This is a genomic window from Aquimarina sp. EL_43 (genome assembly GCF_943422735.1).
Lineage (GTDB): Bacteria > Bacteroidota > Bacteroidia > Flavobacteriales > Flavobacteriaceae > Aquimarina > Aquimarina megaterium.
The window spans coordinates 5,615,012-5,639,621 of record NZ_CALSBR010000001.1 but is presented as its reverse complement, the minus strand read 5'-3'; the positions used below and the strand labels follow the sequence as shown (position 1 = coordinate 5,639,621).

Below are 24,610 nucleotides of genomic sequence, written 5' to 3'. Positions count from 1 at the left end.
AATTGTATTAGGTTATTAAAATATGATATTCTACTTGCAATATTATGAGAAGCCAGTTTCATTTTTCGGAACTGAGAAAGATTTTATATTTTTTTTTTCGTTTCTACATGTCTTCAATATCTTGACATATTTTTTCTTTAATTGATTTCTAAAACTACCCTGTAAAAGGATGTAGCTTTTTATGTTTTTGTTGTCTTGGGTAAAACCCGAATGTAAACCCTACCGCTTCTGCATAGACAAAACTTTGTATGGCAATATCATATTCTATAGGGGCACCCAGGGATTTCATGGTATTGATAATGCGGTACAATTTCGTTTTAGAGATTCCTAATCGATATGCAAGATCATCTGGTGATCCTGTGGCTTGCAGGCGAATAAGTTGATCAACTCGCTCTATAAGCTCAATCTGTTTGATAATGATGTTCATAATGTGTTTTCCCTTTATTTTGTTTTTTTGCAATCGTTTAATCCCTCGAGGTCAAAATTTGGTGGTTACTGTAGGATTTTCGACCTCCCGGGTTAAAATTTGACGCCTTCTACTTAAAATTTGTATGCTGCTCATCAATGGTTTGGTCTTTTTGACCTTCTGTTGGATCTTTTTGATAAAAATTTAGACTGTCGAGGGCCAATTTTGAGACCCTATAGTCTAAATTTGAGTCTCTGTTCTCTAAAATTAGAGGTACGACACCCAATTTTGGAACCCTAATCTCTAAATTTGAGACGTTCGAGCCTAACGAAGCGTCTTTTTGATCCATCAGAAGGTCTTTGAGAACTAATGTTCTATATGTCATTCCAGCGTAGGTTGGAATCTACTATAATTATGGATCCCAGCCTACGCTGGGATGACATGGTCATAATGATCGCACTTCTGTATTATCTGACTTTGGGATACTTCTGGTACGATTAAAAAACTGCTTCAGTTCTGCTACTTTTTCGGTAAAACCGGGTTTCCCTGCTCCTTTGCTATATTGCGAATACGCATAATCATTAAGCGCATCCTGGTAATTATCATAATCATGTAGGATCTTGGTGCTTTCTAATCTATAGGCCAGGCTTTCTAAACGACCTAATAGGTTTTCTGCAAATACGCGAGCTTTATAATCTTTTTCAAACTCTTCCCAGTCTACATCGGGAGAACTAAGCGTACTACTGTTTTGGCGATAATCCCAAACCTTATTTACAAATAGTTTATTAGTTTCATTAATGGCCTTGTAGCTCCCTCGTTCTTTTTCGGTTAGGGCTGCTAGTTTATTAGTAAACATGGCTTCTAATTGTGCTACTAGTTGCCCCGCCTGATCTCTTTCTTCTTGTGTTAATAAATCTTGAATGATGTTTCTCATTGTTTTATTTTTAGTATTTAGATATTAGTATTGAGATAAATTGTGTTGATAGCTTGTTTGTTGTTAGTTGATGGTTATTTGTTGTTTGTTTTCTATTTTAAAAAAGAAGTAGGAGCAATTAAAAATGGGGTGTTTACACAAACTCAACTATGCTTAGCTATATAAATTACTCCTACCTTTTTCTTTTTTATTTCTTAGTTTCCAAGATCTGTCTGCCAGTACCCATCATCCGACACTCGACTTCTACATTCCGTTACCCTGAGCCCTTCGGTAAACTCAGGACAGGCCTGTCGAAGGGCTAACCTCTGACTCCTTTCACATTTCAATACTTCATAATTCGATATTCGTTATTCAGTATTCAGTATTTTTTACTTTCCATTTAGTTCCAAAGTTTCAAAGAATCTAAGTTTTGATTGTAACTAACCTCGGACTCCTGACTTCTTACTTTTATATTTCAATCCACTTCGATATTCAGTGTTCGTTATTCAATATTCTTCATTCAGCATTCATCATTCGTAATTCTTTCTGTATTCTCTGTTCTATCTTACTCATCATATAATACATCATAAGCACATCCTGGTCTATTATTTTTAATACAGGGTTAATATGTGTGAGTACTTTATATACGATCTCCTGGGGAGCTTTTGTTCTTGCTATCAATTTGCGATGTACCAAAGCTTTTTGTGTGCTACATAGTTGATCATAATGCATAAACATAAGTAGGTGGTTTATGATAAAATTGGGGGGCTACACCAACTATTTTTGGGGTTAAGCAATAGTATATTACGTGCTTTATAGATGAGTTGTATGGCTTCTTCGCTAGATATCCCTTTGGTATATAGTTTATTAATCCATCGATAGAGTAGCATCTCATATGGGCTATGATTTGCCAGGTTATATATAAAAATATCCATAGTAAGGTGTAACGTTTTTAAGATATCGGACATAAACCGGTATTTACTGTTATATGCTGAAGAATCCATGTGGGTTGTTTTTGTTGGATCAAATATAACGGGGAGAATTACGTTAGTGCAAGAGGAGTATTTAAGGATTTATAAATTTTGAATGTTATATTTATAAATTTTGTAGTATATATTTTTATTTTAAAATCTATAAATTAAGGTATTATAATTTTAATTATTAGCTCCTCTTTTAGCAACTTAGTATCTATTTGGTTTTAAATGATTGTTTATTAATCTGGATTTACATAATCTGATATCATTTTGTAAATGAGAACTTTCTTTCTTGTGCCGATTATTTTTTTGAGCTTGGTTTCTTTAACAAGCAAAAGAACCTCTAATCGAACTAGCTTTAATTGTACTGAAAAGACCTTGCAGCTTTATAATCTTGACTCATTGCAGGAAAAACCTTATGAAGAACTAGAAAAATTATTTAGTATAAATAAAAAAGATACGATACTTGCTGCTAAATATGCTAGTGCTTATATAAGTAAAGGAAAAAAAGAAAACGATACTTCAATGATCGCTAATGGATATCGTATGTTTTGTAAGCTTAGACTAAATAGTAACAATACAAAAATTGTTTTAAAATATGCAGACTCTATAATACTACTTACCCAACATAAAGCATATTTTAGATATCCTACAAGGGGTTATTTATTTAGAGGACTTGCCTTTCTTTATCAAAACCAATATGAAAAAGCGTTAGATCCATTTCTGGAAGGACTTCGTTATGCCAGATTAAAAAATGATTCTCAAAATATTGTTGCCTTAAGACATAATATAGCTCTACTTAAAAGTCTACTTGGGAATAAAGAAGAAGCACTAAAAGAGTGCAAAGAAAACCTTAATTTCATTAAGACACAAGATACACTTGTTAAATTTAGCTCTCATTACTTATCAACTGTAGCACATATATCTAAATTGTATAATAATTTAAATAAGCTAGATTCCGCTAGCTATTATATAATCAAAGGAATTAAAATGTCTTTAGCTAGAGATGATAGGCGTTATTACCCAAGTTTATTAAGAAGCCAGGGTATTAATAGCTACAAAAGGAAAAAATATGATTTAGCCGTAGATAGCCTAAAAAAAGCTCTTTCAGTTTTACAAGATAAAACAATTACGTATAATTATTTAGCGAAAAGTTTATTAAAGTTAAATAGACAAAATGAAGCGTTGATCTATTTTAAAAAATTAGATTCAACTATTTCCATTAGCAACTATTTACCTGAAACCAGAGATGGTATTAAATGGATGATCGATTATTATGGAAATAATAATGATAAAAAAAACCAACTTAGATTGTTAGAAAAATTAATCAAACTGGATAGTATTACTTATAAAAGACATAGTAGACTCAGTATTAGTTTAGCAAATAATTATAACACTTCCAATTTGATAAAAGAAAAAGATAACCTGATACAAGAGATGAAAAGAAACTCTATGAAAACATATTCATATATCGTTTTATTTAGTGTTATGGTTATTATATTATTATCTTTTTTCTACCTTAGAAATTCTGAAAAAAAGAAAATAAAATACGAAGAAAAAATCCAAGAAGTTCAATTAAAAGACCATAATAGAAAACGAAAAAAAGACATTGAATTATCTAATGAGGTGATTCAAGAAATATTAATAAAGCTTAGAAAATTTGAAGAGAATCAAGAATTTTTAAAGAATAATATTTCATTAGCTAAAGTTGCTAAAAAATTTAAGACCAATTCTACCTACTTATCCAAAATTATTAATACTCATAAACATAAGAATTTTGCGAATTATCTTAATGATTTGCGTATCGATTTTTGCATTGAAAAGCTAAAAAGTGATAAAAAGTTCAGACATTATTCATTACAATCTATTGCAAAAGAAATAGGTTTTAATAATATACAATCATTTTCCTCAGCATTTTTGAAAAAAATAAAAGTACAGCCTTCTTATTATATTAAGAATCTAATTATCAAAGATTTAAATGGTGAATGAATTATTTAAGATTTATAAATTTTGAATACTATATATTGAAAAACCTGAATTGAGCTAATTTAATTTTCTACTTTTATGATCAAATAAATTTTACTAAACCTTGATTACACTTATGAAAAAATCGAACAAAAAAAAATTAGAATTAAATAAAATTAGTTTATGTAAATTAACAAGATTACAAGGTCTACAAGTTAAGGGAGGGGAAACCGGTAATTGTGAAGGAGAACCTTCAGTAGATCAAAATTGTTAAAGAAGCTTTCTTAGTATTAGTAGTTATAAAGAATCAGAAGAAATTTCAGTATTTCTCGAAAAACTTAGTTTCCAGATAACTTGCTAGTTATTTGGAAACTTTAAAAATTTCGATGTTCTTCCAAATTTAGGCTAAAATTTCATCTAAAAAGAGAAAAGATGTACTTCTATTTTCATATAAATATTAACTAGAGTTGTGTTTTATGAATTATATAAAATTTGAATATATTTATCTATATGGCTTCAATGATTTTTTAAGTCAACGTTTGTTTTTTTGCATAAAAGCAAGATTTTTAATTCACAATTATGATAACTATAAAAAATATGATCTATTCAACAACAAAAAATATTTTTTTGTTTCTACTCTTCCCTTTAGTATTTATTGCACAAGAAATATCATTTCAATTTAGAATAGGTCAAGAAATCTTTATAAAAGGGAATAAAAAACATTTATATCAGGTAAAGTTGAATAAAGGTGAATTATTACAATTACATCTGTTGCAAAAAAATGTAGATCTGCAAATCATAGCTTTATCACCTGATAACGATACATTACAACGATTTGACGCTCCAAATGGAAAAAATGGATTGGAAGTAGTTGAGCTATCTATAGAAAAAAGTGGTATGTACCATTTTGAAGTTAGTACGCTTGTTCCTAAAAGATTTACAGGTTCTACCAGACAAAAGTATATTGATAACATTGATGGTAGTTATATTGTTTCAAAATATAGAATATTTTCTGAAAAAGAACATTTTCAATTACAAAACAGAAGAAAAGCACGAAAAGATAGTGTAATTTCTTGGATTAAAGATCAATCGATACTAGTAAATGATGTAAAAGCAGAAACTGGGCTTACCGATCTTTCCAGTATAAAATCTATTTTTAAAGATGTTCAAATTGTTGGTTTGGGAGAAACCAGTCATGGTACTAAGGAAATCTTCCAGATGAAACATCGTATGTTGGAGTTTTTGGTTAAAGAAATGGGATTTACCATTTTTGCAATAGAGGCAAGCCATGTAGGATGTAAACCAATCAATGATTATGTTTTGAAAGGGAAAGGCATAATTAGAGATGCATTGACCGCTCAAGGTTTTTGGATATGGAATACAGAGGAAGTACTAGAGATGATCGAATGGATGAAAAACTATAACCAATCAGTTTCAGAAAATAAAAAGGTAAAATTTATTGGAGTAGATACTCAAATGGTTGGGCTTGACTTAGCATATGAAAGAATAAGTGATTTCGTTAAAAAAACAAATACTAATGGATTGCTAATAATAGATGTAGATGCATTATTTAAAAAATTAAAAAACAACCCCAACAGAAACGATATGTCTTTACAAAGACAAAAATTATATACCTTGTTATCATACCTTATCTTAAACAAAGCTAAACTAGTTGATCAAACATCAAAACAAATATATGAGCAGATTATTTCAGATTTAAGAAAGATCATACAAGGTGTTGAGGTTGGAGATAGAAAATATAGAAAAACTTTTGATATTAATATTCGCGATGAATATATGGCACAAACAGTTTTAGAAATATTACAAAATGAAAAGCCAGGGGCCAAAATGGTACTTTGGGCTCATAATACTCATATCTCAAAAAATATAAAAACAAAAGTAAGCGGCAAAGCTCGACCTCTAGGTAGTATTTTAAAAGAATATATAGCAGAAAAATATTATGCCATTGGTTTTTCTACGAATCAGGGAAGTTTTAGAGCAATGAATTACAATGCTAAAGAAAAAAAAATATGATAAAAATGCAGTTTTTACTCTTCCTCCTGCCAAAGAAGGAAGCTTAGACTGGTATTTTGCTCAAGCCGATAAGGATATTTTCTTTATTGATTTTGTTAAATCATCGCGATCTAAAACAGTTACTACTTTTTTGAATCAAGAAAGAAAAACATATCGAGGAGGAGCCAGTTGGAGCCTTGATTATGGTATACTACCGGCTTTTGATATATCACCAGGTAAAAATTTTGATGGCATGATCTTTATCAAAGAAACGTCCCATTCTATACTTACCCCGGCTGGTGAAAAGGAAATAGAAAAGAGAGTTAAAAATAATGCTCATTAATTTAGGGAGTGTCAATACGTAAGAATCGATTTTTATTTCTTTTGTTATATAGGCAATTATCTAAAAATAAAAACTATGATTACCAACAATAAAATTTTACTTAGATTTTTACTTCTCTTTTTTGGATTGTTAACCTTTCCGTTTCCTATTAATATTATTCCTAAGTTAGATGTTGTACAAGACCCTATTGTTGATTTATATCACATCATCATTCCCTGGATCGGCAAGAATATCTTACAATTAGATTATGAGATCACTGTGTTTACCAATGGTAGTGGAGATACTACCTATGATTATGTATTAGTATTATTTTTTATAGTGGTAGCTGCCATAGGTACCGTTATATGGTCATTTTTTGATAAAAAAGAAAGGGATTATGAGCAACTTAATTATTGGTTTTTGGTATTTCTACGATATTATGTTGGATATGTAATGCTTTCTTATGGTATTGTAAAAGTAATTCCCTTACAATTTCGAGAGCCTTCATTTTATAGACTTTTACTACCCTATGGGGAATCTTCTCCTATGGGATTAGTCTGGACGTTTATGGGAGCATCAAAAGGATACACTATAATTAGTGGTTTAGCTGAAATGATCGGTGGGTTATTGCTTTTTCACAGAAAAACGGTGATACTTGGTGGAATGATATTAATACCGGTATTGACAAATATTGTGTTGATCAATTTTTGTTATGATGTTCCTGTAAAATTGTATTCATCAGAATTACTGATTATGGTACTTCTTATCATGGCGCCTCACTTAAAACGATTACTTAATGTTATTCTTCTTAATACGGCAACAATACCTATACAATATAAAGAGCCATTTACCATAAAAAGACGACTACAAATAAAAAATGCTGTAAAGTGGATCGCTGTAGTTTTTTTCCTTTATTCTACCATTGGAGATGCTATAGAATCCAGTAAAAAATATGGGCCTAGCGCTCCTAAACCACCTTTGTATGGCTTATATGAGGTTACCGATTTTAAAGTCAACTCTAGAGAGGTACCACCTATTCTTACAGATACCATACGATGGAGGTTTGTATCTATTGAATGGTTAAAATCTATACGGTTATATAGAACAGATATGTCTGGTAAAAATTATAAATCAAAAATCGACACGATCCGCAAAAAAATAGAGTTAACACATCGTAAAGATTCTACAAAAGTGTATACTTTAAACTATAGTAGAACAGATTCGACAATGCATATCAAAGGTATTTTTATGAAGGATACGATTGATTGTAAAACGAAAAGATTAGACAAAAAAGATTTTTTACTTACGGGAAGGGGTTTTAATTGGATTAATGAATATCCTTATAATCGATAAAAAATCATGTATAGAACTCGCTGTACATTTTAAAACTAATAATATAAAAAAAACGTCAATTCGAGACATCCAATAAAAATTTTATCCAGTGTTTAAACTGACGTTTCAAAGCAGGGCTTTGAAATCTTTTTTCACCAGTATAAGATTTGTTTTGGGTTAAAAAATCTTGAAGCCTTGGAAAGATTTTAGCACAATAAATCTGGTTTTCAATAAGATTGAAAAATACCTTGAAAAAAGTGCCTTTTCTTTTGGTTCGTTTTCTTTGGGCAAGCAAAGAAAATGAACAGAAAGCCAAATCAAAGGAAATTAGATGAAATTTAAGAGTTTATAAGTTCATGAAAAACAAATCATTATGAAATATGTCAATAGTAGTGGTTTTTCATAGTGAAACGAAGAAAAATTGCACTTCGACAAGCTCTGTAGAACTATCGAGAATAGCTTTTTTGACCCCAAGTCATTACACAAAAAATTACCATAAGAATCATATCACCCTTATACCATAGCAGTCTAACACCTGCCGATTAAGCCCTATAAACACTACAATACATAGGAAAAAATCATTTTTGGCATCATGATTGGTTATATATATTCATAACGACAACAAAAATTGAATAAAAACACATTGTTATGAAAAAGAAATTACTATTAAAAAGCGCATATGTTCCTAAGAGGAAAACTGATAATCCAGTAGATTGGATGCAGTATATTAATGCAAAAACACGAGAAATACGATACGGTACACATCACCCATTATTGGGTAAAGCCTAGTTTTGGTTATGAATGCATACTATAGATTGATGTGTCATTTAACCTTACTTAACATAAATTTGATATAAGGCTTTTCTTGAAAATTCACTTGTCTTCGATACAATTTTCTATCGAAAATCACTCTGACTGACGTAAATTTTCTAAAGCCGAACTCACGTTAACATGAGATAAAGTAGAGTAAAGACTGGGATCTATTTTAAAGTAACGACTTTACTATGGATCCCAGTCCTGTTTTTCAGCGGGATGATAAAAGACAGGAATGACAGAGTAAACGCCCGTCAGTTCGAGTGCCACGCTTTTGGTGTGGTGTATCGAGAACTAATTTGCTTTTTTAATTTTACTATGGATCCCGTTCTTCAACGGTATGACAGGGCTGGAGTGATAAAAGGTTGGGATGATAAAAAAACACATAAAAAAAGAGTGCTAAAAAGCACTCTTTTGATGGGTATGGGCTAATTATAAAGAATGATGTATTATTATTCTTTGGTCACAGACCATATAGCATATCCTCCTGCAGGTGCCTGTAGTGTGGCATTACCCTCTGCGTCTGTAGTAGGAGTCGCTCTAGAATTATCGGTATAGTCAACCAGGGTTTTGTTTGCCCAGTTGGTTTTTACAACACGTTGTTTTGTTTGCTGGCCAATATTCATATATAGAATTAGTCCCGGGTTATCACCGCTACCGCTTCTTTTCATGATATACTCATCCTTATTGGCTTCAAGTATTTCGACATCACCAACCGCTAATGTAGTATAGATTTGGATAAGGGTTTTAAGTTGCCCTTTAAAAGCTTCATAATCAAGATAAAAAATAGTAGGATATCCATCATGAGTAAGAATGTAAGAGTAGGCGAGTAGCTTGTTATTATAGCTTATTCTATTCTCGGGATTATCATCTTTTTCGGTATCATGATTAGCGACAAAAGTAACAGCATTAGCTGGATCTAGTTTTCTAAGCATATTATCGGCTTCACCTAATGCAGTAAGATCATTGGCTCTGTCGAGAGTTTCATCTAATCTGTAGAAACATGCAAAATCAAAAGCTGTTGATCCAGATGCATCTACCCAGTCTTTTAGTACCTGTTGGTTTCCATCAAAATTTTCTCCTACAGAGAAACCACCAATTTTAGCATTCCAAGCTTTAACCCATTTAGGATCAAAACTCTTTACGTAGTCAAAACGCCATCCATCAAAACCAAGGGTTTTTTTATAAAATTCTGCAACAGAATCATCTCTACCCCATAACCAATCCTGTACATATTGTTGATCATGGCAAAGATCTGTTTCGGCAAAAAACAAAGCCTGATCATCATGATCATGAATATCATTAGGGTGAAAATGCTCATTAGAACGGTTAAATTTACCAGAGGCATTTCCGTTTGATTCATTAAACAAAGAATATACTTCGGTACCCCCGCGAAAAGGATTGGCTTGTTTTCCTCCTCCAGAATTATGCCCCATGACGATATCGGCAATCACCTCTATATCATTAGCATGTGCTTTTTGGATAAGATCTTCTAATTCTTGTCTGGATCCGAAACGGGTCTCTACGGTACCGTGCTGGTCAAACTCACCAACATCAAAATAATCAGAAGGGTCATATCCCATAGATAAACCTCCCGAGGCACCTTTTCCTGGCGCAGGAAGCCATATTCTATTAATTCCCGACGCTTTATAGTCTTCAATCCTGGTGCTTACTTCATTATACCATTCTCCTGCAGGCTCGGTATCCCAATAAAAAGCTTGCATGAATACGCCTGCATTTTCTTTTTTACGCGCTGTCAAATCCATTTTTAGAGATTGACTTGTGATTATGGGTGCTGCATCGTTTGCAGTATCGTCATCATCAGAACAACCGGTCAATCCAAAAACCAACCCTCCTAAAAGGAGGATGGTTTTGGTTGATATGTTTTTAATGTTTTTCATTTCAATTTTTTAAGTGAATACTGATTTATTATTGAATGATGAAAACATAGCTTCCGTCTAAATCATTGAACCATACGTTGTATGTTCCCGCAGCTACAGGAATATTAGGACCACCATCAGTAGCATATCCTGTTATTGCAGTATCTCCACCCCAGTTTACATCCCAGGCGTTATTTGCTCTAAATTTAGCTTCACCATTGGTTAATACGATACCATTGATATACCATAAATGCGGATCAAAAGCAGATTGCGTAAGATCGGTATCATTATCCCATCCTCCCGGAGTAGAATCACCAATAATACCAATACCCTGAGCGGTATAATCGGTCGCACCACTAGCATCAAATGCATTAACGGTATACGTTAAATCCTGAATGTTTACATCGAGTGTATAATAACCTTCTGCAGCAACAGAGAATGTATCTGGGTCAGAACCAAGGGTAGCGCTACTTGCTAAACTACCACCGCTTAATCCCCATTGTGGTTGCCATTGTCCTAATACCTCTAAGAATTTGAATGCGATATCACCACCACCTAAAAATTTACCAGTGAATTTAAATACATTTTGGTTACTAGGATCTCTTACTAATGCAGGGTTGTTATTGTTATTATCCCATCCTGCTGCAGTTGCACTACCTACTAAGAAAAGATCTTTTTGAGGAAGTACAGTGGCATAAGGAGTAACCGTTAAAGAGGTTACATTAGATGTTATAGAACTTCCACCATTTGTCCCGATAGAAGAGATTACTCGTAGATCTATCGCTCCTTCTTTATCAGGTTCTATACCTAAGCCAATAGCAAGGTTGTTAAGTTCGCCAATTGTCCAGTTATAAAAACGATCAGTGGTAGTCGCAATAACCGCAGGATCTAAGGTTGTTTCAAAATTTGTACCTCCAAGACCAGCTTCTATAGTATAGGTAATAGGAGTATTAATATTATATCCTGCATCTTCCCAAACTAAGGTAAAAGCACGTTGATCTTCTAAATCTTTAACAAGACTAACTGTAGAATTAGCAGTTACAATTAAAGGCCCTTCTGTTTGTTCGTTTTGAATAACAAACGTTGGTTCTTCATCTTCTACACACGCATTGAAGCAAAGTGCAGCGATACATGCAAATAGTAGTATTGATATTTTTTTCATGACTGAGTAAATTAAATTTGTAATCGTTGTTTTAGAATCCAGTATTCTGTCCTAGATTAGGATTAGCAGCTCTACTGGATGCCGGAACCGGAAATAGTTTAAAATTATCTGAGATTGAAGACCCATTAGGTGTTCCTCCTTTATATCTCCAGTTATAGGTCCCACCGGTATACTTACCAAATCGGATTAAATCTTGCCTTCTGTGAGCTTCCCAATATAATTCTCGGGCTCTTTCGTCAAGGATAAAATCCAGAGTGAGTTCAGAATCTGTAATATTTCCAGACATATCTCCAAATGCTCTTTCTCTAAGCGCATTTACATATCCCAGTGCAGTAGCTCGATCACCACCACCACTTCTAAGATGAGCCTCTGCGTACATTAAATAAGCATCGGCTAACCTGAATAATGGAAAATCGGTATCGACAAATCTTACACTTTGTCCGGCTTCACCGGTTGACTTTATATTAGAATATTTAGAGACCAGATATCCTTTTGAGAAATCTGTAAAATCAGATCCTATCTCGATAGGTCTGTCTACAGGAGGATCTGTATTCGCCGGATCAGAACTAATATCCTGAGTCACCAAAGTGTTTCTATCATCATTTTGAAAAACCGGATCGGTAACAAATAACTCAGAGAATTGTTTTCTCGCTCTATACAGTGTAGTGAACCCTTGTACTCCTAATGAAGCAGGAGTAGGTTTAAAACCATCTGCATTTTGTTGCCCCTGGATGATGATTGATGCACCACCAAAGTTTCTTACGTTTGCACCATCACCTACAATAGGAAATATGATTTCGTTTTGAGCACCATTAGCATCATTATCCGCAATAAAGTTATACAGATAATTAGGTGTTAGTGAATACCCGCTATTAATAATCTCCTGGGTTGTTTGTACGCATTCTGCATAACGACCATTACCTGCTCCTAAATACACTTCGGCATTTAGATAGATCTTGGCCAAAATCATTTTTGCTACTCCTTTATCAGCACGAGCATAGTTTTGACTAGGATTTACATCTAATAGATCTGCATTTACTTCGAGAAGTTCTTTTTCTATATAATCGAATAATGCCTGACCTTTAATCTCCTGTACTCTTATAAATCCTACCTGATCATTTTCTGTTGCAAAAGGAGCACGACCATATAGATCCATAAGATGATAGTAGGCTAATGCTCTTAATACGCGAGCTTCTGCTCTAAAGGTTTTAACTTCACTTCTAAGAGCTGCAGATACACCTCTCTCATCTAATTTGGTATCTGTAGTTTGGCGCAAAAATTCATTTGCCAGAGAGATTTCAAAAGTTGCTCTTGCCCAGAAACCAAGGACAATAACATTATTGGCATCCCATGTATTTCTCTGGATCTCACGAATCCCAGGATCATTCTCATAGGTCCATATCACTTCATCGGTAGATACGTCTTGCATACTAAACAAACCTCGAATATATTGACTGGTTCCGGCATCGATACCAGCAAGGTTGGATTGATTAGGATCACCGTTAGCATCAACATCAAGACCAACCAATGATAAGTTTGCATATACTCCGCCAAGAGCCTTAAGGTAATCTTCTCGAGTATTAAATACATCACTCGCTAGTAAATCATCATCATCTTCTAATTCGATATCCAAATCCCCTTCGCAAGAGGTGAAGATACCTATGGATAGAAATGCGTATAAAAAAATCTTATATAATTTCATTTCTTAATTTTTTAGTATTTATAATTTATTCCCAGTAAGAGTGATCTTCCTCTAGGGAAAATAGTATTGTCTACACCGTTATTTTGAATTTCGGGATCTAATCCAGAATAATCAGTAATAACAAATGCATTCTGTACTCCCGCCCATAATCTAAGACTAGATACTCCTTTCATAAGGTTTCTAAGCGTATACCCTAATGTAATGTTATCCATTCGTAGAAAAGAGGCATCCTCTATATAATAATCAGAAAGAATAACATCTGAAGTACTCTGGAAATTAGTATCTACTATTGATGATGGTGTATTATTAAATACAGTTCTAAATATATTACCTCGTTGTGCATTTGAAGAAGCAACATTGTTATAAATTTCATTACCGATATTAGCTCTCATACTAAAGCTAAAATCAAAATTCTTATAACTTACACTAGATTGAAGTCCCATGATTAAATCTGGAGTACCTTTACCAGAAATATATCGGTCATTATTATTAATGATTCCATCACCATTAAGATCAGCATATGCTCCTTCTATAGGTTTACCATTGGTATCATAAATTTGTGCATAGGTAAAGAATGAGAACGGAGCCTCTCCTTGTCTATGTATCTGGATTGTATTACCCGTACCACCACCAATACCAGTAGTTAAGATATCCTGACCAAATGCCAGACTTTCTATTTCTCTATCTATAAATGTTGCATTATAGCTTACATTCCATTTTAAGTTACTATTTCTAATAACATCGGCACTAACAGAAAACTCTATACCTTGTGTTATAAACTTACCGATATTCTGAAATCCTTGATTAGAAAAGTTAGCAGCATCGGGGATGGGTGCCTGAGAAAGTAAATCATCAGATTCTTTTCTAAACACATCGATTGCACCACTAATTCTATCGTTCCAGAAACCGTAGTCTAAACCGATATTATATTCGGTTATCTTTTCCCATTCGATATCTTCATTTCTAAATTGTGGTTGTACAATATTGATGAGCTCTCCATCAAGAATATATTGTGTAAGAGGACTACTTCTTCTGTATCGCTCTAGATATGCATAGGCTTGATCGATATCCTGCTGACCAGTGATACCATATCCTAAACGTAATCGTAAATTACTTACTGTAGATGAGTTTCTAAGGAAATTTTCTTCACTTATTTGCCACCCAAAAGATGCCGAAGGAAAATATCCCCATCTGTTATCTTTTCCGAATCGGGAAGTACCATCTCTACGTATAGAAGCGGTTAAAAAGTACCTGTCATTAAATTTTAGGTTGGTTCTTAAGAAATAAGCCAGTAGTACTTCGTCTGGATCAATGGTTCTCTCTGGGACATTACCCGGATCACGCTGATCTCCTGTTTCATACTTATCTAATTCGAATTTTTGATACGAGTATCCTCCAGTAGCTTCGATATCTAATCGACCAAGAGTTTTGTTATACTTAAGGTAAGCATCGAGAAGTCGGTTTTTTACTAATAGATCTGTATCTGATTTAAAACCTAAAAATTCTCCTTGTGTAGCATTAAAACCGGTTGCACTTTCGGTAGAACGTTCCTGGAATCTGTCTGTTTCGCTATCATCTATTCCCAGGTTTACTACAGCGCGTATATCGGGAAAGAAGTGTAATTGATAATCCAGTTTTATGTTTCCGAAGTACCGTCTTACATTAGCGATCTCTTTTGTTTGTAATAGTTGAGCCAGAGGGTTTCTCTGAACGTTGCTTGAGGCAAATCCAGTACTAGAATCTCGGTATTCAAAAAAACCTCCGTAGGGAGAACTTGAGTCAAGGACTGGCTGAGTTGGATCAAAAGTAATAGCCGCCCCTTCTACACCTGGCGCAAACCGGTTTTTTTCAAAGTTTAAGTTAGCGTTTACGTCTATTTTTAGATGATTATTAAATAATCTTGGGTTTAAAGAAAGAGATGTTGTAGTTCTTTCAAACTTAGATGTTTTTCTAAGTCCTTCCTGATCTGATCTTCCTATGGCAACTCTTGTAGGTAAGACTTGCATAAGAGAACCACTTACAGATAGGTTATGATCTGTAGAAAAAGCCGTTCTGTAAATCTCATCCTGCCAATCTGTGTTTGCAGTTCCTAAATCGGCAACACGGGTAGGGAAATTTTCTGCAATAAATGCTCTATACTCATCTGCAGAAAAAACATCTACCGTTTCATGAGCACGAGTGGCACTAGTTTTAGAATCTAAACTGATCTGTAAGTTCTTTTTTCCTTTTTTGGTGGTGATAATGATCACACCATTTGCACCACGGTTACCATAAATGGCAGCTGCCGATGCATCTTTAAGAATAGAAAAGGACTCAATGTCGTTGGGGTTGATTGAAGAAAGAATAGATCTTGATCCATTGGCTAAATCTCCTGGATCATTTAGAGGTAAGCCATCTACAACAATTAGTGGATCATTAGATGCGTTTAGTGAAGCTCCACCTCTGATTCTGATTTCAGAATTAGCGGCAGGACCACCGTTAGTGTTAATGGATACACCTGCAACTCGACCGTTAAATAGGTTTTCGGGAGTAACATTGTTACCCGTATTGAAATCCTCTGATGTAACCAAAGCAACAGATCCTGTTAGATCTTTCTTTCTGGTGGCACCATATCCAATTAGTACTACCTGCTCGAGTTCTGCGGCATCTTCTTCTAATGTGATAGCAATAGTGGCCTGACCACTATATACCATTTCTTGAGGTATAAACCCAACATAAGAGAATACAATAATATCCTCATTGTTAACATTGTTTATAGTATAGTTACCATCAAAATCAGAAGTTGTTCCGTTTGTGGTTCCTTTAACAATGATATTTACACCAGGAATGGGCTGACCACTTCCAGCATCAGTAACTGTCCCATTAACAGTTGACTGTGCAAAAAAGCTCATTGGTATCAACCATAATAAAAACAATGCGCTTTTGGTAAATGTTTTCATAAAATTAAATTAGTTTTTGATTGTTTTACGTCTTATATTTTCACTTTCTGCAACCAAAGTATGTAAATTTTGTGTTAATTTTTTGTCAAGTTGTAGTCCGAACCTTACGCAAACGTTTGCGTGTGGAAAACTTTTAGAATTCTATCAAAATTTTAAGTATAATTCTGGTCATATGGCATATTTTGATGCTTACATTTGATTTTTAACTAAAAAGTCATTTTGAACTTTTTGTATGGAAGCGAAAAAATAGACTTTTGTGCTATAATAAATCCATTTTTGAATAGCATAACCATAGCTACGGTGTGAAAAAAAGATGAAATTAGGATGCAAAATGCATTTTTGCAGCCCACAATTAAAAGTTCAAATGACTTTTAAAAGATACGAATAATGAAAAGGCTATACATATTGATTTAGGATAATTAAACATGTTTTTATAGTACATTTCATGTAGATTTATATCAGGTTGATCTGATGATAAAAACAATAAAAGGAATAAGGATGAAGAGAAAAGTTACATTAAAACAAATAGCAAAGGAGCTGGATGTTTCTATTTCTACAGTATCTAAAGCATTAAAAGATAGTGCAGAGATAAGTTTAGATACCAGGCAAAAGGTAAAAGCCTTTGCCAAGCTATACAATTACAAGCCTAATAATATAGCGTTAAGCCTTAAGAATAGGAAAACTAAGACCATAGGTGTTATTATTCCAGAAATTGTGCATCACTTTTTTACGACAGTAATTGGCGGGGTAGAGAAGGTAGCGAATGAAAAAGGGTACAATGTAATCATATGTTCTTCGAACAACTCTTTTGATAAAGAGGTTATTAATTTAGAAATGCTGGCCAGTGGGAGTGCCGATGGATTTATCCTATCTGTAGCCAAAGAAACACAGCTTAAAAAGGATTATCACCATATCGAAGAGACGATGAGCCAGGGAATGCCTGTTGTACTTTTTGATAGAATTATTGATGAGGTTGTATGTGATAAAGTGATTATAGATGATGCCAAAGGAGCTCAAACCGCTACAAATCACCTGCTTTCTATTGGATGTAAGAAAATAGCCATTCTTACTACGGTAGATTATATAAGTGTAGGTAAATTAAGAACTAATGGGTACCTAAGAGCATTAAGAGCTTATGATATTCCTGAAAAAGAAGAGCTTATTCTTAAAATAGAGGATATAGATAATTGTGAAGCCGAAATTTCGGATTTCTTACTAAATAAGGATATAGATGCTGTTTTTGCAGTAAATGAATTATTTGCAGTTACAGCAGCCAAAGTTCTAGATAAACAAGGCAAAAAAGTCCCTGATGACATCGCTATTATTGGCTTTACAGATGGTATTCTTTCTAAACATTTTATCCCAAGCTTAACTACGATAAGCCAACATGGAGAAGATATGGGAATACGAGCAGCAAAACTTCTTATCGATAAATTAGAAGGGGATGATGCTGTAACAGAGGAGTATAGGACAGTTATTATTGATACAAGTCTGATTGAAAGAAAATCGACAAAAAAATAAGGAGAGGCTATTTTAATTAAAAAATTATAATATCTTTGACCTCGATCAAGACTTATATTTTCACTTTCTACTAAAATAAGTTTTGATAAGTAGTTTCGCTTATCATAGTAATAATTAAACATTTACTTGATGAACAAGCGTAAATTAAGTTTCTGGGAAATTTGGAACATGAGTTTTGGTTTTCTGGGAATTCAATTCGGTTTTGCACTGCAAGGCGGATTTATGTCTAGAATTTTCCAAACCTTAGGCGCAGAAAAAGACGCAATACCTTTATTATGGATTGCAGCTCCTTTGACAGGTCTTTTGGTTCAACCGATTATAGGATACTTAAGTGATCGTACCTGGAGCCCAAGATGGGGTCGACGCAGACCTTACTTCTTAATAGGAGCAGTACTAAGTTCTATAGCTTTGTTTCTGGTACCTCATTCTCCGACTTTATGGGTAGCAGCGGGATTTTTATGGATTCTTGATGCTTCTATAAATATTTCTATGGAACCCTTTAGAGCTTTGGTAGCAGATAAGTTACCAGAATCTCAACGATCATACGGATTTGTTACTCAAACACTTATTATAGGTATTGGAACCTGGGTAGCTAGTAATTTACCTTGGATGATTTCTCAAATGGGAGTAAGTGACGCCGCTCCAAACGGCGTGATCCCAATGTCGGTAAAAATAGCTTTTGCTATTGGAGCTTTTGTTTTTCTTGCAAGTATTCTGTATACCGTTTTTACAACTTCTGAATACCCTCCCGAGGATATGGAAGAATTTGAACGAGAAAAGAAGAAAAAGAACCAATTTATTCCCGATATTTTGAATAATATCGGTAGTATGCCTCTTACCATGAAAAAACTAGGGCTTATCCAGTTTTTTAGCTGGTTTGCCTTTTTTACCATGTGGAGTCTTGCAAATCCCGCATTAACAGAACATGTCTTTAATACCCCTGCACCGGTCGAATCCGCATTTAATATGGATGTCCCAGAATCGGCTGCAGCATTCGAAAAAGCAAATACAGCATTTCAAAAATCATCTAACGAAGTAGGTCGATATATGGGAATGTATGGATTGTCCTCTATGGCTTTTGCTTTGATATTAACTTTTTATACTTCTAGAAAAAGAATTAATAGAAAATGGGTTCATCTGGGATCTCTGGTTTTAGGAGGTTTCGGTTTTATATCGATGTATTTTATCCCTTCGCCAGAATGGTTATTTCTCTCTTTTACTTTGGTAGGTTTTGCCTGGGGGAGTATTCTATCGATGCCATACGCGATGTTATCAAGTGCCGTAGACCCTAAAAAAATGGGAGTGATTATGGGAATATTTAACATGTTTATTGTTATCCCCCAAATTATTGCAGCCGTAGGCGGAGTTAATTTTGCTTATAAACTTATAGGAAACGAAACGATTAATGCAATGCTGGTAGCAGGAATAAGTTTGATCATTGCAGGAATGTGTAATTTATTAATTGTTAATAAAGATGCAATAACGTATAACCCAAAAGGCGAGATAGAGTAATGAAGAAAGCATTTATATTTGATCTTGATGGTGTTATTGTTGATACTGCAAAATACCATTTTTTGGCCTGGCAAAAACTAGCCGATAGTCTTGGGATTTCTTTTTCTGAAGAACAGAATGAACAACTTAAAGGAGTGAGTAGAGTACAATCGTTAGAAAAGATTCTGGAGTGGGGAAACAAAACCATATCTGAAGAAAAATTTAGTCGATTGATGTCTGAAAAAAATGAAGAGTATCTTACTTATATCTCTGGGATGGATGCTAGTGAAATCCTACCCGATGTACCGAGAATTTTAGAATACCTCATTTTAGAGAACCAGGCAATAGCCTTGGGTTCTGCAAGTAAGAATGCCAGGGCAATTTTAGAAAAGGTACAACTCTATGATAAATTTAATACTATTGTAGATGGTACTAATGTTTCTAAAGCAAAACCAGATCCCGAAGTATTTTTATTAGGAGCCAAAGCATTAGGGATCTCCCCAGAAAACTGTATTGTATTCGAAGATTCTGTTGCCGGAATTAAGGCCGCAAATATAGCCAATATGGTTAGTATTGGTATCGGTAATCAGGAAGTACTACACGAGGCAGATTACATTTTTAAAGATTTTACAGAAATAAAAGAAGAGTTTATAAATCAATTGGTTACGACCAAAAAAGTTTAGTAAAATATAAAAAGCCACAGCAATTCATCCTAAAGATTTAGGATAAAAAATTCATGGCATGTTTTAGACAGATCTATATCAATACAGATCTGATTACTAAAAACGAATAAAAAATAATAGATGAATCAGGATTATATAAAACCAGATAACTGGTCAATTATTGAAGAAGGGTTTGATGTAGAACGAGTTAAGTCATCAGAAAGCCTTTTTAGTATTGGTAATGGAGCAATGGGGCAGCGAGCCAATTTTGAAGAAACATATACTGGTCCTACTTTTCAGGGAAGCTATATCGCAGGAGTGTATTACCCCGATAAAACCAGAGTAGGTTGGTGGAAAAATGGATATCCAGAGTATTTTGCCAAAGTATTGAATGCTCCAAACTGGATCGGTATCGATATAGAGGTCGATGGAGAAAAATTAGATTTATATACATGTAAATCAGTTACTAATTTTAGAAGAGAATTAAATATGAAAGAAGGTTGGTATCAACGTTCATTTCATGCTGTTTTATCTAATAATATAGAAGTATCTGTTATCTCTACACGTTTCCTAAGCCTGGATCTAGATGAAATAGGTGCAATTAAATATGAAGTAACTCCCGTAAATCAAGAAGCTACTATAGCATTGATACCATATTTGGATTCGGGAATTATGAATGAAGATACCAATTGGGACGATAAGTTTTGGGATACCTATAACCTGGCACACGAAGAAAATGCTGCATATATCTTATCTAAGACCATGAAGACAGATTACCATGTGTGTACAGGAATGTCTAATCAGATATTTGTTAATGGTATACAAAAAGATATATCACCAAAAGTAGAGGCGAATGGCACATACATACATCTAAAATATACAATTCAGGTTCGTAAAGGAGAAACAGCAGGCCTTACGAAATTTGGAGGATATACAGTATCTCTTAATCATAAAGAAGAAGATCTGCAAGCGACTAGCAAAGCCATACTTAAGCAGGCTTCAGAATCTGGATTTAATACACTTTTGAATTTACAAAAGAAGGCATGGTCGAGCATATGGGAAATGGCCGATATTGTAATCGAAGGAGATGTAAAAGCACAACAGGGAATCCGGTTTAATATTTTTCAACTCAACCAAACATACCTTGGTAAAGATGCAAGACTAAATATTGGGCCCAAAGGGTTTACAGGTGAGAAATACGGCGGAAGTACATATTGGGATACAGAAGCGTATTGTATTCCGTTTTATATGGCCACCAAAGATCAAGGCGTAGCACGTAATTTATTAACCTATCGCTATAACCACCTCGAAAAAGCTATAGAGAATGCAGAAAAACTTGGTTTTACCAATGGAGCTGCATTATATCCTATGGTAACTATGAATGGCGAAGAATGTCATAATGAGTGGGAAATCACCTTTGAAGAAATACATCGTAATGGTGCAATGACATTTGCTATCTATAACTATGTTAGGTACACCGGCGATTATACGTATGTTACAGAAAAGGGATTAGAAGTCATGATCGCAATTGCTCGTTTCTGGCATCAAAGAGCGACATTTTCTACCGAAAAAAATAAATATGTGATCCTTGGCGTCACAGGACCTAATGAATACGAAAATAATGTCAATAACAATTGGTATACGAATTACCTGGCAAAATGGTGCATCGAATATTGTATAGAAAATGTTAATACAATAAAAACACAATATACGAGCGATTATCAAAGAATTATAGAAAAAACCAATTTAGATCAGGAAGAAATCAGTGCCATGTTAGAAGTGGCTGGTCAAATGTATTTTCCATATTCAGAAAAATACCAGGTATACTTACAACAGGATGGATTTCTAGATAAAGAATTGATTACAGTAGATAATTTAGATAAGTCACAACGTCCTATTAATCAAAAGTGGAGTTGGGATCGAATATTGCGTTCTCCTTATATCAAACAAGCAGATACGCTTCAGGGGTTTTATATGTTCGAGGATCAATTTACCAAAGAAGAATTAACACGGCATTTTGATTTCTATGAACCATTTACTGTACACGAATCTTCACTTTCACCATGTGTTCATAGTATACAGGCAGCTACTCTGGATAGAATGGATCAGGCCTATACTTTTTACCTGAGAACTTCAAGGCTAGACTTGGATGATTATAATAAGGAAGTTGAAGAAGGATTGCATATCACTAGTATGGCAGGTACATGGATGAGTATTGTCGAAGGATTTGGAGGACTTAGAATTAAGAATGATACCTTGTCTTTTTCTCCTAAAATTCCTAAAGAATGGAAAGGGTATACTTTTAATGTAAATTTCAGAAATCAAATCCTTAAAGTAAAAGTATCTCAAGAAGGAACATCGTTTACTCTTGAAGGTACTAAGGAATTATTAATTTATGTAGATAATAAGGAGTTTAAAATTTCTCCCAACAGTTTAATAACTGTATAATCGGTTATTTAGAAATAGATTTTAGTAATAAATTTTGCCCCCCAACCTTTTCTAGAGAGCAGAGTCGAGCTGTAATAAGATGAATGAACCCTACTTTATCGACTCTGCTTAATAGAAATAGTAATACCTTTTTTGCTAGAGCGATTGTTTTCAAAAAAGTGATTGTATAAACATTTCTATCAATATAAAATATATAAAAATGAAAAGTAAACTAATTGTTCTGTTTTCCTTTTGCCTGGTTGCTTTAACACAAGCCCAGGTAGAAAAAATGGAACCTCCATTTTGGTGGAGTGCTATGCATAATGACGAACTTCAGATACTGTGCTACGGAAAAGGTATTGCTAAATATAATGTAGAAAGTAAAGACATAAAGATTAGCGATATTACCAAAACCGAAAACCCAAACTATCTGTTTATAACTCTGGATATCAAAGAGGTTGAAGCGGGTACAGTTTCAATTGATTTTAAAGAGAATGGTAATGTGGTATTTTCTCAACCTTATCAATTTAAATCCAGGAGAGAGAATTCTGCAGAAAGAAAAGGTTTTGATAGTAGCGATGTGATGTATTTAATCATGCCGGATCGGTTTGCAAATGGTAATCCTGAGAATGATTCTCATAAGGACACGGTAGAAAAAGCAGATCGTTCTAATCCCGGCGGGCGCCATGGAGGTGATATTCAGGGAGTAATTGATCATTTGGATTACCTTAAAGATTTGGGAGTTACAGCATTATGGAGTACTCCATTACTAGAAGATAACGAACCAACGTATTCGTATCATACCTATGCACAAAGTGATTTGTATAGCATAGATCCAAGATATGGAACCAATGAAGATTATAAACGATTAGCCTCAGAAATGCATAAACAGGATATGAAACTGGTTATGGACTATGTGACAAATCATTGGGGATCTAAGCATTGGATGATAAAAGATTTACCAACCAAAGATTGGATACACCAATGGCCAGAAGGTTTCAGACGTAGTAATTATCGTATGACTACCCAATTTGATGATAATGCTTCACAAATAGATAGTAAAGGGTGTATGAACGGGTGGTTTGATACTACCATGCCAGATATGAATCAAAGTAATCCTTTGTTGCTTAAGTATATTACCCAGAATGCAATTTGGTGGATAGAATATGCAGATCTGGACGGTTTTAGAGTAGATACCTATTCTTATAATGATAAAGAGGGGATAGCCAAATGGACCAAAGCGATTATGGACGAATATCCTAACTTTAATATTGTAGGAGAAGTATGGATGCACAATCAGTCACAGATAGCGTATTGGCAAAAAAATAGTAAAATCGGAGCTATCGATAACTACAATTCTCATTTACCATCGGTAATGGATTTTACGCTTCATGATGCCATTACAGTATTATTTAACGAAGACGAAAATTCTTGGGATAAGGGAATGATAAGAGCATATAATAACTTTACAAATGACTTTCTATATCCCGATATCAACAATATTCTGTTATTTGCCGGAAATCATGATACAAATCGTATTAATGAAATATATCAAGGAGATATTGATATCTATAAAATGGTGATGACTTTGATATTTACCACTCGTGGTATCCCTCAAATTTATTATGGCGATGAAATAGGTATGTTGGGCAATCGCGATAAAAAAGGCGATGGTGATATTCGCAGAGATTTTCCTGGCGGATGGCCGGGAGATACAAAAAATGCCTTTTTATCTTCAGAAACCAAAAATGGAAGAACCAATGATCAGGAAGTATTTCATTCTTTTACCAGTAAAGTATTAAAATGGAGGCAAAAAGCAAATGTAATTCATACCGGGAAACTATTACAATTTATTCCTTTTGATAATGTATATGTATACTTCAGGTATAATGAAGAGAAAAGTGTAATGGTGATTATTAATAATAGCCTAAAAGATCAAAAAATAGACATTACCCGATTTAAAGAAGGTATAAAAAACTATAGCGTCGGAACCGATATTATTACTGATTCTAATATAGACATCACCGAGGATTTTAGTATACCTGCCAAAACATCAATGATACTGGATTTAAAATAAAATATAACCAC

At 33.9% G+C, this 24,610-nt stretch carries 18 protein-coding genes; 10 read left to right on the top strand and 8 right to left on the bottom strand.

The features are described from left to right. Positions 1-154 precede the first annotated feature (154 nt). The 4 genes from NNL09_RS24020 to NNL09_RS24005 all read right to left on the bottom strand — a co-directional run bounded on the left by NNL09_RS24020 (position 155) and on the right by NNL09_RS24005 (position 2,323). Positions 155-427: a hypothetical protein gene (locus NNL09_RS24020; protein WP_196911463.1), complete on the bottom strand. Its 273-nt coding sequence runs from the start codon at positions 425-427 to the stop codon at positions 155-157. 424 nt (positions 428-851) lie between these two features. Next, positions 852-1,340 (bottom strand): hypothetical protein, encoded by a 489-nt coding sequence (locus NNL09_RS24015; protein WP_196911464.1) that lies wholly within the window; start codon positions 1,338-1,340, stop codon positions 852-854. Between the two features lie 495 nt (positions 1,341-1,835). Then, entirely contained in the window at positions 1,836-2,057 is a 222-nt protein-coding gene (locus tag NNL09_RS24010) for a hypothetical protein (RefSeq protein ID WP_196911465.1), read from the bottom strand. A gap of 11 nt (positions 2,058-2,068) precedes the next feature. Beyond that, complete coding sequence (locus NNL09_RS24005) at positions 2,069-2,323, bottom strand: hypothetical protein (protein WP_196911466.1); 255 nt, start codon at positions 2,321-2,323, stop codon at positions 2,069-2,071. 246 nt (positions 2,324-2,569) lie between these two features. Here NNL09_RS24005 and NNL09_RS24000 point away from each other — a divergent pair, with 246 nt between their 5' ends. The 5 genes from NNL09_RS24000 (at position 2,570) to NNL09_RS23980 (ending at position 8,714) form a co-directional block, all read left to right on the top strand. Continuing rightward, positions 2,570-4,282, top strand: a complete 1,713-nt coding sequence (locus NNL09_RS24000; RefSeq protein WP_196911467.1) for an AraC family transcriptional regulator — start codon at positions 2,570-2,572, stop codon at positions 4,280-4,282. A 603-nt stretch (positions 4,283-4,885) separates the two neighbouring features. After that, positions 4,886-6,292 carry an erythromycin esterase family protein gene (locus tag NNL09_RS23995; RefSeq protein ID WP_254514279.1) on the top strand — a complete coding sequence of 469 codons (1,407 nt, stop codon included), beginning with the start codon at positions 4,886-4,888 and terminating at the stop codon, positions 6,290-6,292. Beyond that, entirely contained in the window at positions 6,270-6,614 is a 345-nt protein-coding gene (locus NNL09_RS23990) for an erythromycin esterase family protein (RefSeq protein ID WP_254514278.1), read from the top strand. The genes NNL09_RS23995 and NNL09_RS23990 overlap by 23 nt, the downstream gene beginning before the upstream one ends. Positions 6,615-6,689: 75 nt before the next feature. Next, entirely contained in the window at positions 6,690-7,946 is a 1,257-nt protein-coding gene (locus NNL09_RS23985) for a hypothetical protein (RefSeq protein WP_196911469.1), read from the top strand. A 627-nt stretch (positions 7,947-8,573) separates the two neighbouring features. Then, positions 8,574-8,714: a hypothetical protein gene (locus NNL09_RS23980; protein WP_196911470.1), complete on the top strand. Its 141-nt coding sequence runs from the start codon at positions 8,574-8,576 to the stop codon at positions 8,712-8,714. Between the two features lie 476 nt (positions 8,715-9,190). On the opposite strand, the gene NNL09_RS23975 is transcribed toward NNL09_RS23980, so the two are convergent. Genes NNL09_RS23975 through NNL09_RS23960 form a run of 4 tightly spaced genes read right to left on the bottom strand, consistent with a single transcriptional unit; the run spans position 9,191 to position 16,421 of the window. Next, positions 9,191-10,639 carry an alpha-amylase gene (locus NNL09_RS23975; RefSeq protein WP_196911472.1) on the bottom strand — a complete coding sequence of 483 codons (1,449 nt, stop codon included), beginning with the start codon at positions 10,637-10,639 and terminating at the stop codon, positions 9,191-9,193. Between the two features lie 28 nt (positions 10,640-10,667). After that, positions 10,668-11,780, bottom strand: coding sequence for a SusF/SusE family outer membrane protein (locus NNL09_RS23970; RefSeq protein ID WP_196911473.1), 1,113 nt, complete (start codon positions 11,778-11,780; stop codon positions 10,668-10,670). Positions 11,781-11,811: 31 nt separating this feature from the next. After that, complete coding sequence (locus tag NNL09_RS23965; RefSeq protein ID WP_196911474.1) at positions 11,812-13,482, bottom strand: RagB/SusD family nutrient uptake outer membrane protein; 1,671 nt, start codon at positions 13,480-13,482, stop codon at positions 11,812-11,814. An 11-nt stretch (positions 13,483-13,493) separates the two neighbouring features. Then, positions 13,494-16,421, bottom strand: a complete 2,928-nt coding sequence (locus tag NNL09_RS23960; protein WP_196911475.1) for a TonB-dependent receptor — start codon at positions 16,419-16,421, stop codon at positions 13,494-13,496. Between the two features lie 471 nt (positions 16,422-16,892). Here NNL09_RS23960 and NNL09_RS23955 point away from each other — a divergent pair, with 471 nt between their 5' ends. The 5 genes from NNL09_RS23955 to NNL09_RS23935 all read left to right on the top strand — a co-directional run bounded on the left by NNL09_RS23955 (position 16,893) and on the right by NNL09_RS23935 (position 24,599). Next, entirely contained in the window at positions 16,893-17,942 is a 1,050-nt protein-coding gene (locus tag NNL09_RS23955) for a LacI family DNA-binding transcriptional regulator (protein ID WP_323753818.1), read from the top strand. 129 nt (positions 17,943-18,071) lie between these two features. Beyond that, positions 18,072-19,454 carry an MFS transporter gene (locus NNL09_RS23950; protein WP_196911476.1) on the top strand — a complete coding sequence of 461 codons (1,383 nt, stop codon included), beginning with the start codon at positions 18,072-18,074 and terminating at the stop codon, positions 19,452-19,454. Then, on the top strand, positions 19,454-20,116 hold the full coding sequence (gene pgmB, locus NNL09_RS23945; RefSeq protein ID WP_025664094.1) for a beta-phosphoglucomutase: 663 nt from the start codon (positions 19,454-19,456) through the stop codon (positions 20,114-20,116). Before NNL09_RS23950 ends, pgmB begins: the two co-directional genes overlap by 1 nt. 120 nt (positions 20,117-20,236) lie before the next feature. After that, on the top strand, positions 20,237-22,543 hold the full coding sequence (locus tag NNL09_RS23940) for a glycoside hydrolase family 65 protein (protein WP_196911477.1): 2,307 nt from the start codon (positions 20,237-20,239) through the stop codon (positions 22,541-22,543). 199 nt (positions 22,544-22,742) lie between these two features. Beyond that, positions 22,743-24,599: a glycoside hydrolase family 13 protein gene (locus tag NNL09_RS23935; protein ID WP_196911478.1), complete on the top strand. Its 1,857-nt coding sequence runs from the start codon at positions 22,743-22,745 to the stop codon at positions 24,597-24,599. The last annotated feature ends 11 nt before the right edge of the window (positions 24,600-24,610 follow it).